The organism is Flavobacterium keumense, assembly GCF_029866485.1.
GTDB lineage: Bacteria > Bacteroidota > Bacteroidia > Flavobacteriales > Flavobacteriaceae > Flavobacterium > Flavobacterium keumense.
Map to the genome: position 1 here is coordinate 2,247,298 of NZ_CP092332.1, position 18,470 is coordinate 2,265,767.

Below are 18,470 nucleotides of genomic sequence, written 5' to 3' on the forward strand. Positions count from 1 at the left end.
TGATACATTACCACTAAATTGGATTTTTCCTAAGAGAATATTTAGTCTATAATCCAAATTTAAAGATTTTGAAAACACTCTCCTAGTTTTGAATTAAATCAGTCCACTTTTTGCTGATGATTTAAATATTGTAAAAGTTTCAAATCTGAATTAAAATAGTTCGAAATAACTCCCCTTTTTTCCACAAAAAAGTCCCAATTTAATTTGGGACTTATTTTATAACTTCCTTAGTCGCTGCATGATAAAAAGTACAATAATAGGAATCGTCAATAAAACAACCATCAAACTATGTTCTACTATTAATTGTGGTTGTTTGATTAACGTAATTACATACCCCCCAACAGCTCCTCCAAAATGTGCCGAATGTCCAATGTTATCGCTCTGCGATTTCATTCCGTAAATGGAATACAACAAGTACAAAATACCAAAAAGATACGCTGGAATGGGAATAACAAAAAACAGCCCTAGCATCATATCTGGTTGCAACATAATTGCAGAATACAACACTCCTGTCACTGCACCCGAAGCACCCACGGCACGATAGCTATAGTTATCTTTATTAAAAATATAAGTCAATAGATTTCCAAAAATCAAACTTCCAAGATAAATTATCGCAAAAGTCCAATTTCCCAAATAAGCTAAAACTAAAGGAGCAAAAAAATACAATGTCAACATATTGAACAGTAAATGAGTAAAATCAACATGTAAAAACCCAGATGAAATCATTCGTATTTGTTCGCCACGCTGAATACTACTAACATGAAACTCATATTTTCTAAAAAATGAGAGATCATTAAACCCTCTATAACTTAACAAAACCGTAACCGTAATGATTACTACTAGAATCAAATTCATATACTTCATTTTTGTGTAAGTAAATATAGTAAATCAGCTTAATTGAAGTTGTTAATGTTTTACTATATAATCCAAGATTATTTTGAATTATATTTGTCAAAAATAACTACATGCAATTTTTGATTTATATTATTAGTTTTCCATTTCTTTGGCTTATTTCCAAATTACCGTTTAAATTATTTTATTGGTTTTCAGATGGAATTTATGTACTAATCTACTATATTATTGGATACAGAAAAAAAATAGTACGACACAATATTTTAATAGCACTACCTAATCTGTCAGAATCGGAACGTTTGAAAATAGAAAAAAAATTCTATCGTCATATGTGTGACATGTTTTTGGAAATGATTAAAACAATGTCCATTTCAACTGAAGAAATGAAAAAGCGATTCAAAATAACCAATATTGAAGTAGTAAAAGAATACGAACAAAAGAATAAAAGTATCATATTATTGGCTTCCCACTATGCCAGTTGGGAATGGCTATTATCCATCAATGAAAGTACATCATTCAAATGCATCGGTGTTTATAAAAAAATAAACAATCCGTATTTTGACAAACTCATTCGCAATATTCGATCTAAATTCAATTCTGAATTAGTTGCTACTGATAAAACTATTGCTTTAATAGCTGAAAATCAAGAAAAGGGAATCATGGGAATGTATGGATTAGCTAGCGACCAGTCCCCTCAAGTTCATAAAACGTTTCATTGGCAACAATTTATGGGAATAGAAGTACCCGTTCATACTGGTGCCGAGATGCTTGCAAAAAGATACGACTTAGAAGTGGTTTTTGCTAAAGTAAAAAAGGTAAAGCGAGGGTTTTATGAAGCCACATTTGTGCCAATATGTGAGCATCCAAGAACAATTCCTGACTATGAAATCACAGACACCTACCTCAAGGAAGTTGAAAAACAAATACTTGAAGCACCCGAATATTATTTTTGGACACATAAAAGATGGAAACATCGTAAATAAAAAAATCCCTTTTCTAAAAAGAAAGGGGATTTTTATTTGAAATAGTAATCCGATTAAATTCCAGCAATTACTTTTATTTCGTCAATGATTCGTAATGCTAAAACATCTGCTTCTTGTTGTGAAGGAGCTTCGGTATAGATTCTGATAATAGGTTCTGTATTAGACTTTCTCAAATGCACCCATTCGGTAGCAAAATCAATTTTCACTCCGTCAATCGTCGTAATGTCTTCATTTTTATATTTATCAGTCATGGCAACTAAAATGGCATCTACATCAATTTGAGGGGTTAACTCGATTTTATTTTTGCTCATATAATATTCAGGATATGAAGCACGTAAAGCTGAAACCGTCATTTTTTTGTTAGCCAAATGTGTTAAAAACAAAGCGACTCCAACTAAACTATCGCGTCCATAATGCAATTCTGGATAAATTATTCCGCCATTTCCTTCACCACCAATAACCGCCTTATTCTTTTTCATCAACTCCACAACATTCACTTCTCCCACGGCACTTGCTTCATAGCTCCCCTTATGGGCATTGGTCACATCACGTAAAGCACGAGACGAAGACATATTCGAAACGGTGTTACCAGGAGTTTTACTCAATACGTAATCGGCACAAGCCACCAAAGTATATTCTTCGCCAAACATTTCGCCATCTTCAGAAATGAAAGCCAAACGATCTACATCAGGATCTACTACAATTCCAAGGTGCGCTTTTTCTTTGACAACCAATTCTGAAATAGCAGTCAAATGCTCTTTCAGCGGTTCTGGATTGTGCGGAAAATGTCCGTTAGGCTCGCAGTATAGTTTCACTACTTCAACCCCCATTAACTCTAATAATTTTGGAATAATAATTCCGCCAGAAGAATTAACTCCGTCGACTACTACTTTGAACTGAGCCGCTTTTACAGCAGCTACATCCACTAAAGACAAATTCAATACCTCATCAATATGAATGTCCATATAGGCATCATTTTCCACGATAGTTCCTAGCGAATCTACATCTGAAAAATCAAAAGCTTCTGCTTCAGCAATTTCTAAGATTTTCTCTCCTTCTACTCCACTTAAAAATTCGCCCTTTTCGTTCAATAACTTCAAGGCATTCCATTGTTTTGGATTATGAGAGGCGGTCAATATAATTCCTCCGTCTGCTTTTTCTAAAGGTACTGCTACCTCTACTGTAGGTGTAGTTGACAATCCTAAATCAATCACATCAATTCCAAGTCCAACCAAAGTATTCACTACTAAATTATGAATCATTGGTCCCGAAATTCTAGCATCACGACCAATTACCACTGACAATTTATCTTTGCCCGAATAATTTTTCAACCAAGTCCCATACGCCGAAGCAAATTTTACTGCGTCAACTGGAGTCAGGTTATCTCCTACTTTACCTCCGATTGTTCCTCGAATTCCTGAAATCGATTTTATTAAAGTCATCTGTATCTGAAAATTAAATTTTTTGTTTAGAAATACAAATATAAAAGTTCGCGTTTAGCAAAACGATATATTGGATAAGTTTTTATCAAAATTGGAAATCTTTTATAAACTGAACTTTGTATATTTGGAAAGCAACAACTTAAAAAACGCTATGAATTTTCTTGCTCATATTCATCTTTCTGGAGAAAACGAATTCATTAAAATTGGCAATTTCATGGCTGATGGAGTTCGAGGAAAACAATATGAAAATTTTCCTCCAGCGATTCAAAAAGGAATTTTGTTGCATCGCGCAATTGACACCTATACTGATGCGCATCCGATTTTCAGACAAAGTACTAAAAGACTTCATTCACGTTACCATCACTACGCTGGAGTTATTGTTGATATGTATTACGACCATTTTTTAGCTAAAAACTGGCCCGATTATCACCCTGAAAATTTAGATCTTTATGCCAACACTTTTTACCAATCCTTGTTAGACAATCATTCACTTTTGACTACCAAAACGCAAAATGTTTTGCCTTATATGATGGAATACAATTGGTTAGTAAGTTATGAATCCATATCGGGTTTAGAACGAATTTTGACTCAAATGGATCACCGTACCAAAAACCAATCTTTGATGCGATTTGCAACCGAAGAACTTATTACTTACTATGATGAGTATGAAACGGAATTTTCACTTTTTTATGATGAAGTACAACTATTTTCAAAAGATAAATTAGCCCAATTATGAAATTACAGCAAAAATATTGTAGCCTAATCGTACTTTTTTTTCTATCCTTTTTTGGATCTGCACAAACGGGTTTAATAGCCGACAAAGCCATGGTGGTATCCGCTCGTGAAGAAGCTTCTAAAATAGGTACTGCAATTCTACAAAAAGGGGGCAACGCCTTTGATGCTATGGTGGCTACCGAATTGGCTTTGGCAGTAGCCTACCCCTATGCTGGGAACATCGGTGGGGGTGGATTTATGGTCTATCGTAAAGCCAATGGAAAAACAGGTGCCTTGGACTACCGCGAAAAAGCACCATTGGCTGCGACAAAAAATATGTTCTTAGACAAAAATGGAAAAATAATAAAGGGAAAAAGTACCGAATCACCTTTAGCTATTGGAGTGCCTGGGACAATTGCAGGAGTTTTTGCTGTGCATGAAAAATTAGGTTCGTTACCGATGTCGGAAATTATGAAACCCGTAATCGAATTAGCAGAGAAAGGGGTTATTGTTACTAAAAAACAAGAAAAAAGTTTGAATACGTACCGAGAGTCTATCATTAAGGCCAATGGAAACACGACCAAATTTGCCACTGTCTTCAAAGAAAATGACACCATCAAATACCCTGCTTTAGCCGAAACACTGAAACGTATTGCAAAGAATGGTAAAAATGAGTTTTATAGAGGACAAACCGCAGGTAAATTAATTCGTTATTTTAAAAAAATTGGGGCTATTATTACCAAAAAAGATTTAGCACAATACGAAGCCAAATGGAGAAATACACTTGAATTTGGATACAAAGATTTGAAAATAATATCCATGGCTCCCCCAAGTAGTGGCGGGATTTGCTTGGCACAAATCATGACAATGATTTCTTCTTTTGATTTGGCAGCAATGGGACATAATTCTCCCGAAGCGATTCAAGTAATTGTGGAAGCCGAAAGAAGAGCCTATGCTGATAGAAGTTACTTTTTAGGCGATCCTGATTTTGTAAGAATTCCACTGAAAGAATTAATGGATGCGAATTACCTTAAAGACAGAATGTCCAATTTTAATTTAAATAAAGCTTCTTTATCCTCCGATATAAAAGAAGGTAAAGTAACTTATAGTGAAAGTACAGAAACCACTCATTATTCTATTGTAGATTCTTTTGGGAATGCAGTTGCCGCTACAACCACTATTAATGACGCATTTGGTTCCAAGTATTATTGCGACGAATTAGGCTTTTTCTTGAATAACGAAATGGACGATTTTAGTGCTAAACCAGGAGAGCCGAATCTATTTGGATTGATTGGTAATGAGGCTAACAGCATCGCCCCTCAAAAACGAATGTTGAGTTCTATGACTCCTACAATTGTAGAGAAAAATGGAAAATTATTTATGGTGGTGGGTTCGCCAGGAGGTTCTACAATTATTACATCTGTTTTACAAACAATTCTAAATGTGTACGAATACAATTTAAGCATGCAGGAAGCGGTCAATGCACCCCGATTTCACCATCAATGGTTGCCCGATTTAATTACATTTGAACCAAAAGCTTTTGATACAAAAACTTTAGAAATTTTAAAATCGAAATCCTATTTAATCAACGAAAAAACAACTCCAGTACTTGGCAAAGTAGATGCTATTTTGGTTTTACCTAATGGAAAACTAGAAGGTGGTGCAGATTTTAGAGGAGACGATACAGCTGTTGGATTTTAATTACTACTTATGAATTTTATTACCGAATTAGAAAATGAATTCAAGACCAAGCAGCATTCAGAAAATGCTTTGCCTATGGCAAAATATATGAAAGATTTATTTCCGTTTTTTGGAATCAAAACAGACGAAAGAAGAGCTGTTTTTAAATCCGTTTGCAAAAAACACTCAACTGAAATTAATAACAATGCAAGAGTGATTGGTTGGGAGCTGTTTTTAAAAAAAGAACGTGAACTTCAATATTGCGGCATTGAAATCATTATTAATACCCTTAAGAACCAATATGTAGTTGAAGACATCATTTGGATTGAACAATTTTTGATTACCAATTCTTGGTGGGATAGCGTAGATACGATTTCAAAATTCATGCTTGGTGCTTATTTGCAACAATTCCCATCTGAAATCCCCACTGTTGTGAAACGGTTTTCTAATTCAGAGAATATGTGGTTAAACCGAAGTGTTATTTTATTCCAACTTGGCTACAAATCACAAACTGATTTCAAACTATTGCAATCATTATGCTTAAAACACAGTCATTCCAATGATTTTTTTATTCGGAAAGCAATTGGTTGGGCGCTTCGAGAATATGCCAAGACTGAACCAGAAGCCGTTCGGCAATTTGTATTGCAATCGAACTTAAAGCCTTTGAGTAAAAAAGAAGCTTTAAAAAATATTTAATTGTAATTTAGCGAGCTGAAAAAATCATCTGATGCTAAAGAAGGCTTTACGTAAAATAGAACAAACTATCGCTTGGTCAAGATCAAAATTAGGCGATAAGCAATTCATCTTTCTATCAGCAGTACTTGTTGGTATATCGGCGGCATTTGCTGTAATTATGCTAAAAGCTTTTGCTCACTGGGTATTCACTTTTGCTACGTATGTCAGCCGTATTCTTAAATTAGGCTTTTTTAATAGTTTCTTACCTATCATCGGGATTCTATTAACCGTTTTTGTAATCAAAAAATTCTTAAGTGGCACCATTCAAAAAGGAACTTCCCAAATCTTGTATGCGGTGGCCAAAAAAGCCAGTATTATCCCAAGAAAACAAATGTATGCGCAAATTATTACCAGCTCGTTAACCGTTGGTATGGGAGGGTCTGCCGGGCTAGAAAGTCCTATTGTAATTACAGGTGCTGCCTTTGGATCTAATTATGCTCAAAAATACCGATTAAGCTATAAAGATAGAACCTTGCTTATCGGATGTGGCGTTGCTGCTGGTATCGCAGCCGCTTTTAATGCACCTATTGCCGGAGTTTTATTTGCTATCGAAGTGCTATTAGTAGATGTGAGTATTTCGGCCTTCACACCCATTATGATTGCTGCTGCTACGGGTGCCTTGGTTTCTGTAATTGTGTTGGATGAGAGTATTTTACTTTCGTTCAAACAGCAAGAAGATTTTAACTATCATAATATTCCGTTTTATGCGTTTTTAGGTGTGTTCACGGGCTTAATTTCTATTTATTATTCTCGAAATTTTCAACGAGTAGAACATTTTTTCAGTCGTTTAAAATTAGGCTCTTACAAAAAAGCCCTTTTTGGTTCTACCCTTTTAGCTATTTTAATTTACGTATTTCCTACTCTTTTTGGCGAAGGATATGAAAGTATCCGAATTTTATCTGAAAGTGATCCTGGACAATTATTAGAAGACACCTTGTTTAGTGGGTTTAGAAACAATAGTTGGGTACTTTTACTCTTTGTAGGTTGTACGATGATGCTTAAAGCTTTTGCTTCGGGTTTAACTATTGGTAGTGGAGGTAATGGAGGTAACTTTGCTCCTTCCCTATTTTTAGGGTCGTATGTTGGTTTTTTCTTTTCAAAATTAATTAACCTTATTGGCCTATCCAAATTACCCATTAGCAATTTCACCTTAGTAGGAATGGCTGGTATATTAAGTGGTTTGTTTCATGCCCCTTTAACCGCTATTTTCTTGATTGCTGAAATTACGGGTGGTTATAACCTAATGATTCCTTTGATGATTGTTTCCTCTATAAGCTTTGCTATCTCGAAACGTTTCGAAAAACATTCCATGGATGTAAAGAATTTAGCCAAGAAAGGTCACGCCTTTACCAGTAACAAAGATGCTAATGTATTATCAACTTTGGATACTAATTCCATCATTCAAACGGATTATTTAACTGTTTCACCGAATGAAAATTTGGATAAATTAGTGGACTTAATTTCAAATTCTACGCAAGTTGTTTTCCCAGTGGTGAATTTGGAAAATGAATTAGTTGGTGTAGTCTATTTCAATGACATCAAAGAAATTATTTTCAATACCTACCGAGTGAAGTACACCCTAATTAAAGAAATTATGACTGCTCCCAAACAAATTATTACTCCAGAAGATAGTATGGAAGTAGTTATGAATAAATTTGAGGAAACGAAAATGGCCTTCTTACCGGTACTTAAAAACAATAAATACTACGGATTTATCTCTAAATCACTTGTCTTAGAGGCTTATCGCACCAAACTAAAATCGATGACCATAGAATAATTTACTATCGGATAGAATGTTTTTTTATTATCCGATAATAAAAAGTATCTTTGTGGTGTTATGTGGAAAATCGATTTGTCATACCGAGAAGATTTACAATCTACTTTTGAAAGATTGTATCAAAAAAAACAGCATTTGCAATCTAGCAGACCGCTGCCGGCTATTGCATTGAATAAAATTAAAGAAAGTCTCTCTATAGAATGGACATACAATTCCAATAGCATCGAAGGTAATACCATGAGCTTGCGTGAAACACAAATGGTTTTGCAAGAAGGAATCACCGTAAAAGGGAAATCACTTCGAGAACATTTTGAAACCCATAATCACGATAAAGCCATTGATTATTTGTATTCCATAATTGAAGATAATTACAAGCTACGAAGTATTGATATTTTATCCTTACACGGTTTGGTTCTACGTTCTATTGAAGATGATTTTGCTGGTCGTATTCGTAATGGCGGCGTGCGCATTACTGGAGCAAATTTCACGTCTCCGAATGCTAACAAAGTAGCTGATTTACTCGATGAATTGATTGATTTTATAAACACCAATCCTTTGCAATTGAATGATATTGAATTAGCAACTATTTTTCATCATAAATTAGTTTGGATTCATCCTTTTTTTGATGGTAATGGAAGAACCGTTCGTTTGTCAATGAATTTACTATTAATGCGAAATGGCTTTCCACCTGCGATAATTCTAAAAAATGACCGCAAGAAATATTATGAAGCCCTCAACCAAGCCAACAACGGTAATTATCAAAAATTAACGCTTTTAATGTGCCAGTCGTTAGAGCGCACTTTGAACATTTACATCAATGCATTACCAGACAACAACACTGAATATGTTGAAATTTCTAATTTGGTTCAAGAAACTAACATGCCTTATGGTCAGGAATATATCAGCTTATTAGCTAGAACAGGTAAGATTGATGCATACAAAGAAGGACGCAATTGGCTAACTACAAAAGAAGCCATTGAATCTTACATTATCAACAGAAAACGTAAACGCTAAGATAAATTAGCGTTTTTTTTATAAATCATTTTAACATAAACTTCTACACTGTTATACCAAAAGAATCAATCAAAATGGTAACTTTGTTTTTTTGCAAAAATTATGGTAGATACAGACAATACTATTGACGTTCAAGGCGCACGCGTTCATAATCTAAAAAACATTGATATTGCTATACCTCGGGAGCAGTTAGTCGTAATCACAGGGCTTTCGGGTTCTGGAAAATCATCTTTAGCATTTGATACTATTTATGCCGAAGGACAACGTCGTTATATCGAAACTTTCTCTGCGTATGCACGACAGTTTTTAGGAGGTTTAGAACGCCCGGATGTAGATAAAATTGACGGCCTTTCGCCAGTAATTGCCATTGAACAAAAAACAACCAGCAAGAGTCCACGCTCAACCGTAGGAACCATTACTGAAATTTATGACTTCTTGCGTTTGTTGTATGCCCGTGGCGCTGATGCATACAGTTACAATACGGGAGAAAAAATGGTTTCGTACTCTGATGAGCAAATCAAAGAGTTGATTATTCACGATTTTACAGGAAAACGAATCAATATTTTAGCGCCTATTATTCGTGCTAGAAAAGGACATTATGCTGAGCTTTTCCAACAAATAACCAAACAAGGATTTTTAAAAGTTCGAGTGAACGGTGAAATTCAGGATTTGGTTAGCGGCATGAAACTAGACCGCTACAAAACTCACGATATTGAAATCGTGGTAGATAGGCTTGTAGTAGACAATAGCGAGGACAATCAAAAACGACTATCCGAAAGTATCAATACCGCCATGCATCACGGCGAAAACGTATTGATGGTTTTAGACCAAGATTCCAACGAAGTGCGTTATTTCAGTCGGAATTTAATGTGTCCAACGACGGGTATTTCGTATCAAAATCCAGAACCTAATTTATTTTCTTTCAATTCGCCAAAAGGCGCTTGCGCACATTGTAACGGATTAGGAACTATAAACGAGATTAATCGTAAAAAGATTATCCCGAATCCGAAATTATCGATTAAAAATGGAGGTTTTGCGCCTTTGGGCGAATACAAATCATCCTGGATTTTCAAGCAATTGGAAATCATTGGCGAAAAATACGGTTTCAAATTGACCGATGCGGTGGAGACCATTTCGGAAGAAGCGATGGAAATGATTTTAAATGGAGGAAAAGAAAAATTTACCATTCATTCAAAAGATTTAGGCGTAGCCAGAGAATACAAAATTGACTTTGAAGGCATTGCTCATTTTATCAAAAACCAACACGACGAAAGTGGATCTTCTTCTATTAGACGTTGGGCTAAAGAATTCATGGACGAAGTAAAATGTCCTGAATGTGAGGGTTCGCGATTGAAAAAAGAAGCGCTATTTTTTAAAGTAAACGATAAAAACATTGCCGAATTAAGCGATTTAGACATTTCAGATTTAACAGCTTGGTTTCAGGAATTAGAAAGTCATTTGTCTAACAAACAAAAAGCAATTGCTTCTGAAGTCATCAAAGAAATCAAAGACCGATTGGCATTCTTGATGAATGTGGGATTGAATTATTTGGCGTTAAGCCGAAGTTCAAAATCCCTTTCAGGTGGTGAGGCACAACGCATCCGATTGGCCACACAAATTGGGTCACAATTAGTGGGTGTATTATATATTTTGGACGAGCCGAGTATTGGTTTGCACCAAAGAGACAATGAAAAACTAATTCACTCTTTAGAACAATTGCGTGATATTGGCAATTCGGTTTTAGTGGTAGAACACGATAAGGACATGATGGAGCGCGCTGATTATGTGATTGACATTGGTCCGAAAGCAGGAAAATTTGGCGGCGAAATCATCAGTCAAGGAACACCTGCTGAAATTTTAAAAAGCAACACGATTACCGCTCAGTTCCTGAATGGTAAAATGAAAATTGAAGTTCCTAAAAAGCGTCGCGAAGGCAATGGTAAATTTTTGAAACTAACGGGCGCTACCGGAAATAATTTAAAAAATGTTTCGGTTGAGTTCCCTTTAGGCCAACTAATTTGCGTAACAGGGGTTTCGGGCAGTGGAAAATCAACTTTGATTAATGAGACCCTCTACCCTATTTTAAATGCCTATTATTTCAACGGAGTAAAAAAACCACAGCCGTATAAAAAAATTGAAGGTTTAGAGCATATTGATAAAGTAATCGATATTGATCAAAGTCCTATTGGGCGCACGCCAAGATCCAATCCAGCTACTTATACTGAAGTATTTTCGGAGATTCGAAATTTGTTTACCATGACTTCCGAAAGTATGATTCGCGGTTATAAAGCCGGCCGATTTAGCTTTAATGTGAAAGGTGGTCGTTGCGAAACTTGCGAAGGTTCAGGTGTTCGAACTATTGAAATGAATTTTTTACCCGATGTGTATGTAGAATGCGAAACCTGTCAGGGCAAACGTTTTAACAGAGAAACTTTGGAAATTCGTTACAAAGGAAAATCCATTTCAGATGTATTGAATATGACCGTGGATGAGGCAGTGCCTTTCTTTGAAAACATACCAAAAATTTACCGAAAAATAAAAACCATTCAAGAAGTGGGATTAGGTTATATTACTTTGGGACAGCAAAGCACAACACTTTCGGGTGGCGAAGCACAGCGTATTAAACTAGCGGGTGAACTCTCTAAAAAAGATACTGGAAACACGTTTTATATTTTAGACGAACCTACGACGGGACTTCATTTTGAAGACATCCGGGTATTGATGGATGTGATTAATAAACTGGTTGACAAAGGCAATACAATTTTGATTATTGAACATAATATGGACGTCATCAAACTAGCCGACTATATCATTGATATTGGCCCTGAAGGTGGTAAAGGCGGTGGTCAACTCGTTGCAAAAGGAACTCCTGAAGAAATTAGCAAAAATAAAAACAGTTATACTGCGCAGTTTTTGAAAAAAGAATTAGCTTAGTATTTCAAAACCCTAGCCCTGATGGTAGCGGCATCCTTTACTGCCAGTGTTTGGCAGTAAAGATATAGCGAACAGCAGGAACAGCTCCAAAAAAAATAAATATGAGACTACAAGATTTTGATAACGATGAAGATAAAGTAATTCAGGATAAACTGAAGCAAAAAACATGGAATGAGATTCGTACCAATGACAGTTGGGCGATTTTTAAAATCATGTCCGAATTTGTTAATGGCTACGAAACTATGGGGCGAATTGGTCCCTGTGTGACTATTTTTGGTTCAGCTAGAATACAACCCGAAGACCCCTATTACTTACTGGCAGAAAAAATTGCTTTTAAAATCAGTAAAGCCGGTTATGGCGTGATTACTGGTGGTGGTCCCGGAATTATGGAAGCCGGAAATAAAGGAGCTCATTTAGGTGGAGGTACCTCTGTGGGATTGAATATTGAATTGCCTTTTGAACAACACTACAATCCGTACATTGACCGAGATAAAAACTTGAATTTTGATTACTTCTTTGTTCGCAAAGTGATGTTTGTAAAATATTCTCAAGGGTTTGTAGTGATGCCAGGAGGTTTTGGCACTATGGACGAACTTTTTGAAGCGATGACATTGATTCAGACTAAAAAAATTGGACGTTTTCCAATTATTCTTGTGGGTACATCATTCTGGTCAGGTTTGATTGATTGGATTAAAACTGTTTTAATAGAGCGTGAAAAGACCGTAAGTGCAAGCGACTTGGATTTATTTAAGATTGTAGATACCGAGGATGAGGTGGTTGCTGTTTTAGATGCATTCTATAAAAAATACGATTTAAGTCCTAACTTCTAGAATACGGTTTTTCAAAATTACTTGAACTGTTTTCGAATAATAGCTAATATATTGTATTTAAAACTTAGAATTTGAAATCATTTCTAAAAATAGTATTTTGTGTACTGATGGCATTAGCTTCAAACAAGTTAATTGCTCAGCATCAATGCAAAATGAATGTTGAGTTGAATACAGAAAATAAAACTCTTAGTATTCAACAAGAAATAACTTTTTTCAATCAATCTAACGATACTATTAATTCTATTGTTTTAAATGATTGGAACAATGCCTACTCCAATAAGAATACCCCCTTAGGAAAACGATTTTCGGATGAGTTTTACAGAGGATTTCATTTGGCTAAAGACGAAGAACGTGGCAGCACCTCTAACTTGACTATTTTAAATGAAAATAATTTATTTCTTACTTGGCATAGAACAACAACAAATCCTGACTACATAACAGTTGATTTACGCGAAAAACTAGCTCCAAATCAAAAAACGACAATACAACTTACTTATTTTTCAAAAATACCGACTAATAAATTCACTAAATATGGTTTTGCCCAAAATGGTGATTTGAACCTTAAAAATTGGTTCCTTAGTCCTGCTCGATACGAAAACAAAACTTTTGTAAAATATAGCAATAGTAATTTAGACGATATTGCTAACGGAATTTGCGACTTTACAATTCATTTCAAAATTCCGAAAAACCTTGTTCTGACTACCGATTTGAATGTTACGGAACAAACTGGAGATAAAAATCATTCTGATTATTTTTTAGAAGGAGAAAACAGAACTGATTTCAGTTTATTTATAGAATCTAAATCCGGTTTTAAAAGTTATTATAATGACTTAAATGAGGTCATATCGGATATTACAAATAGTAAATTAGATGAAATTCAACAAATTATTATTATCAATCGAATTGCTAATTTCACCAATGATTTTATTGGAATCTATCCCCATCCAAAAATTGTAGTATCTCAAACTAATTATGACCGAAATCCATTTTATGGTTTAAACCAATTACCTTCATTTTTAAATCCGTTTGAAGAAGATTTTTTATTTGAAATTAAATTCTTAAAAACTTATTTAGACACCTATTTAAAAAATAGTCTGCATTTAGATCCAAGAAAAGACAATTGGATTTATGATGCCTTACAAATGGTTGCAATGATTAAATACATTCAAAAATACCATCCTGAAAGTAAGATGTTAGGTAATGCTTCACGATTCAAACTTTTAAAAAACTACAATATAACTAATTTAGATTTCAACAAACAATACAGCTATTTTTATATGCTAATGGCGCGTAAAAATTTAGATCAGGCATTGGCTAACCCAAAAACTGATTTAATTAAATTTAATGAACAAATTGCAAGTAAATATAGAGCAGGCTTGAGTATTTTATTTTTAGATGACTATTTAGAAAATAATATTGTATCCAATAGTATTCACCAATTCTACGAACGAAACAAAAAACAACAAGTTTCAAGTACTGATTTTGAAACCATACTGAAATCAAATTCTCAAAAAAACATCAATTGGTTTTTTACTACTATTGTTAATTCCCGTGAACTGATTGATTATAAATTTTCAAAAGTATCTGCGACAAAAAACAGCATCACTATTTCTGTGAAAAATAAAACAGAAATTCCTATACCTATTCCTATTTATGGATTAAAAAAAGGAAATGTTGTTTTTAAAGAATGGTTAGACATAAAAGAATGTGATAGTACATTTATAATAAAAAGAAACAATGCTGATAAAATTATTTTAAATTATAAAAATGAAGTTCCCGAATACAATTTGAGAAACAATTGGAAAAAACTTGAAGGTTTTTTTCCAAATAATCGTCCTATCAAATTTGTGTTTATGAAGGACCTAGAAGACCCTTACTACAACCAGATTTTATATGTTCCATCTCTAACTTACAATTATTATGACGGACTATCACCGGGATTACGCCTCCATAACAAAACGATTTTAGACAAACCTTTTATTTTTGATTTAAATCCTACATTTTCTTCAAAATCGAAAAATATCTCAGGAAATGGCACTATAATACTTAATGAAAATTTTAGAAACAGTAGATTATACACTATAAGATACAGTCTTACCGGAGCCTATTTTCATTATGCACCTGATGCTACCTATACAAAAATAGCTCCCACAATAGAATTAAAAATTCGTGAAAATAACTTTAGAGACAATCGAAAACAAGCCTTAGTATTTCGTCAAGTCATCGTGAATAGAGAAAAGAGCGAATTCATTACGTCTAATTTTGGAGAAAATTACTCTGTGTTCAATGCCCGTTATTTCAATACTAAAACCGAGATAACCAATCATTTTAGTGCTAGTAGCGATGTACAATTCTCTAAAGGATTTGGAAAAATTGCTGCCGAAATTGAATTTAGAAAACTATTTGAAAGTAATCGACAAATCAATTTACGCCTATTTGCAGGAGCATTTATGTACAATAAATCTAATTCTGATTATTTTAGTTTTGGATTAGACAAGCCTACCGATTATCTTTTTGATTACAACTTTTATGGAAGATCAGAAAGCTCTGGTTTATTTAGTCAACAATACATCCAAGCAGAAGGAGGATTTAAGTCTAAATTGAGTGTGCCATTTGCTAATCAATGGATGATTGCTGCTAATGGTAGTTTTAATATTTGGAATTGGATTGAAATATATGGAGACCTTGGCATTGTGAAAAACAACTCAACCAATCACTATTTTGCATACGATAGCGGAATTCGATTAAATTTAGTAACCGATTATTTTGAGTTATACCTTCCATTTTACTCTAATAATGGATTAGAAATCAACCAAAAAAACTACAATGAAAAAATACGTTTTGTAGTGACTTTTTCGCCAAAAACATTAATCAATTTATTTAACAGGAAGTGGTTTTAAGAAAAATCATTTTTATGCCATTTAATTAAACTTTATTTAACAAATAATTTATTTTTAAAAAATAATTCAACAAAATAGCTATATTTTAAAAAATAATTACAAATAATTAAATTATATTTTTTTAAATAAATTATGAAAACTACTGGATTTTAAGTATTTTTGTACATTACGTTATCCTTATCAATCATGATACTAGAAAAAACAACTAAAGCTTTAACGTTTGAAGACTTTAAAACAGAAGTTTTAAAAGATTACAAAACAGCCGTAATAAGTCGTGAGTGTAGCCTATTAGGCCGCAAAGAGGTGCTAACTGGAAAAGCTAAATTTGGTATTTTTGGTGATGGAAAAGAAGTCCCACAATTAGCTATGGCTAAATTTTTTAAAGACGGCGACTTCCGTTCAGGCTATTATCGAGATCAAACCTTTATGATGGCAATTGGCAAATTGACAATCAAACAATTCTTTGCTGGTTTGTATGGACATACTGATTTGGTTTATGAACCTATGTCGGCAGGAAGACAAATGGGTGGTCATTTCGTAACCCATAGTCTAAATGAAGATGGTTCTTGGAAAAACTTAACCGAACAAAAAAACTCAAGTTCAGATATTTCTCCAACAGCAGCACAAATGCCACGTCTATTAGGATTAGCTTATGCTTCAAAAATATACCGTCATGTTTCTGGGATAACTAATGCTACTAATTTTTCCAATGAAGGGAACGAAGTAGCTTGGGGAACTATCGGTAATGCTAGTACTTCTGAAGGAATTTTCTTTGAAACAATTAATGCTGCCGGTGTACTACAAGTACCAATGGTAATGAGTGTATGGGATGATGAATACGGTATTTCAGTACATGCAAAATACCAAACTACCAAAGAAAGTATTTCTGAAATTTTAAAAGGCTATCAAAGAGAAGAAGGTACTAATGGATTTGAAATTTTAAAAGTAAAAGGATGGGATTATGCTGATCTAGTAGCAACTTATGAAAAAGCAGCTAATTTAGCTCGTGAAGAACATATTCCAGTTTTAGTTCATGTTTCTGAACTCACTCAACCCCAAGGACATTCTAGTTCGGGTTCCCATGAACGATATAAAAGTACCGAAAGATTAAATTGGGAAAAAGAATACGATTGTATTCGTCAAATGCGATTATGGATGATTGCTATCAATATTGCTTCTCCTGAAGAATTAGATGAAATTGATGCTAATGCTAAAAAAGAAGTTATTGAAGGTAAAAAAGAAGCATGGAAAGAATTCATTGAACCAATAATAAGTGAACAAAAAGAATTGATTTTGTTACTTGAAAAAGTAGCTGAATCTAGTCAAAATAAGACTAAAATTCTTCAATATATTTCGATTTTAAAAAATATTAAAGACCCTTTAAAAAAGGAAATTTTAAGTACTGCTAGAAAAGTGATTCGTTTGATAGTCAATGAGAAAGGCAAAACTGAGTTGGCGCAATGGATCCAAAACTACACTAAAATCACTCAAAGAAAATTCAGTAGCCATTTGCATTCTGAATCAAACTCTAACATTCACTCTGTAGAAGTAGTTGCACCAAAATACAATGATAATACCCTCGCTGATACCGATGGCCGTATGATTGTACGCGACAATTTTGATGCATTATTCAGTAAATACCCAGAAACTTTAGTATTTGGCGAAGACGCAGGAAATATTGGAGATGTCAATCAAGGTTTGGAAGGAATGCAGGAAAAGTATGGTGATCTTCGTGTAACCGATGCAGGTATTCGAGAAGCAACCATTATTGGACAAGGTATTGGTTTAGCACTTAGAGGGCTTCGTCCTATTGCTGAAATTCAATATTTAGATTATTTACTTTACGCTATACAAATCCTGAGCGATGATTTAGCCACCTTGCAATACCGAACAGCCGGCAGACAAAAAGCACCGCTAATTATTCGTACACGAGGACATCGATTAGAAGGCATTTGGCATTCGGGTTCACCAATGGGAATGATTTTAAATGCCATTCGAGGAATTCACGTTTTGGTTCCTAGAAATATGACTCAAGCTGCAGGATTTTATAATAGCCTTTTAGAATGTGATGAACCTGCCCTTGTAGTAGAATGCTTAAATGGTTACCGACTCAAAGAAAAAGCGCCTTTAAACTACGGTGAATTCAAAACTCCTATTGGTGTTGTAGAAACACTTCGAGAAGGAAAAGATATAACTTTGGTTTCTTATGGTTCTACTTTACGATTAGTGGAACAAGCTGCCGTAGAATTATCCGAAATAGGTATTGATTGTGAGGTAATTGATATTCAATCTTTATTGCCTTTTGATATCAATAAAGATATTGTAAAAAGTATTGCCAAAACTAATCGACTACTGATTATAGACGAGGATGTCCCTGGAGGAGCTTCGGCTTACATATTGCAACAAATTTTGGAAGAACAAGATGGTTACTCGTATTTGGACAGTAAACCTCAAACATTGACTTCAAAAGCACATCGTCCTGCTTATGGGACCGATGGTGATTATTTTTCAAAACCATCCACCGAAGATATTTTTGAAAAAGTGTATGCCATGATGAGTGAAGTACATCCTAATCAATATCCAGATTTATATTAAACTAAAAAGGCTAC

General features: G+C 34.3%; 12 protein-coding genes. 10 read left to right on the top strand and 2 right to left on the bottom strand.

Translation table 11 applies throughout. The features are described 5' to 3' along the window. Positions 1-216: 216 nt before the first annotated feature. On the bottom strand, positions 217-855 hold the full coding sequence (locus MG292_RS10010) for a rhomboid family intramembrane serine protease (RefSeq protein WP_264532871.1): 639 nt from the start codon (positions 853-855) through the stop codon (positions 217-219). A 110-nt stretch (positions 856-965) separates the two neighbouring features. Here MG292_RS10010 and MG292_RS10015 point away from each other — a divergent pair, with 110 nt between their 5' ends. Then, positions 966-1,835: a lysophospholipid acyltransferase family protein gene (locus MG292_RS10015; protein WP_264532870.1), complete on the top strand. Its 870-nt coding sequence runs from the start codon at positions 966-968 to the stop codon at positions 1,833-1,835. A 53-nt stretch (positions 1,836-1,888) separates the two neighbouring features. Here MG292_RS10015 and glmM read toward each other — a convergent pair whose 3' ends face one another. Beyond that, on the bottom strand, positions 1,889-3,277 hold the full coding sequence (gene glmM, locus MG292_RS10020) for a phosphoglucosamine mutase (RefSeq protein WP_264532869.1): 1,389 nt from the start codon (positions 3,275-3,277) through the stop codon (positions 1,889-1,891). 151 nt (positions 3,278-3,428) lie between these two features. Between glmM and MG292_RS10025 the strand changes: the two genes are divergently transcribed. From MG292_RS10025 to MG292_RS10065, 9 genes are all read left to right on the top strand, one after another. Continuing rightward, a complete protein-coding gene (locus tag MG292_RS10025) occupies positions 3,429-4,013 on the top strand; it encodes an acyl carrier protein phosphodiesterase (protein ID WP_264532868.1) in 585 nt (194 codons plus the stop codon). Then, on the top strand, positions 4,010-5,692 hold the full coding sequence (gene ggt / locus MG292_RS10030; RefSeq protein ID WP_264532867.1) for a gamma-glutamyltransferase: 1,683 nt from the start codon (positions 4,010-4,012) through the stop codon (positions 5,690-5,692). The genes MG292_RS10025 and ggt overlap by 4 nt, the downstream gene beginning before the upstream one ends. 9 nt (positions 5,693-5,701) lie before the next feature. After that, positions 5,702-6,367, top strand: a complete 666-nt coding sequence (locus MG292_RS10035; protein WP_264532866.1) for a DNA alkylation repair protein — start codon at positions 5,702-5,704, stop codon at positions 6,365-6,367. 31 nt (positions 6,368-6,398) lie between these two features. Then, positions 6,399-8,183, top strand: a complete 1,785-nt coding sequence (locus MG292_RS10040; RefSeq protein ID WP_264532865.1) for a chloride channel protein — start codon at positions 6,399-6,401, stop codon at positions 8,181-8,183. Between the two features lie 60 nt (positions 8,184-8,243). Beyond that, positions 8,244-9,197: a Fic family protein gene (locus MG292_RS10045; RefSeq protein ID WP_264532864.1), complete on the top strand. Its 954-nt coding sequence runs from the start codon at positions 8,244-8,246 to the stop codon at positions 9,195-9,197. A gap of 102 nt (positions 9,198-9,299) precedes the next feature. After that, a complete protein-coding gene (gene uvrA / locus MG292_RS10050) occupies positions 9,300-12,131 on the top strand; it encodes an excinuclease ABC subunit UvrA (RefSeq protein ID WP_264532863.1) in 2,832 nt (943 codons plus the stop codon). Positions 12,132-12,232: 101 nt separating this feature from the next. Next, complete coding sequence (locus MG292_RS10055; protein ID WP_264532862.1) at positions 12,233-12,961, top strand: LOG family protein; 729 nt, start codon at positions 12,233-12,235, stop codon at positions 12,959-12,961. A gap of 71 nt (positions 12,962-13,032) precedes the next feature. Beyond that, positions 13,033-15,861, top strand: coding sequence for a gluzincin family metallopeptidase (locus MG292_RS10060; protein ID WP_319799833.1), 2,829 nt, complete (start codon positions 13,033-13,035; stop codon positions 15,859-15,861). A 186-nt stretch (positions 15,862-16,047) separates the two neighbouring features. Beyond that, positions 16,048-18,456, top strand: coding sequence for an alpha-ketoacid dehydrogenase subunit alpha/beta (locus tag MG292_RS10065; RefSeq protein WP_264532861.1), 2,409 nt, complete (start codon positions 16,048-16,050; stop codon positions 18,454-18,456). Positions 18,457-18,470 lie beyond the last annotated feature (14 nt).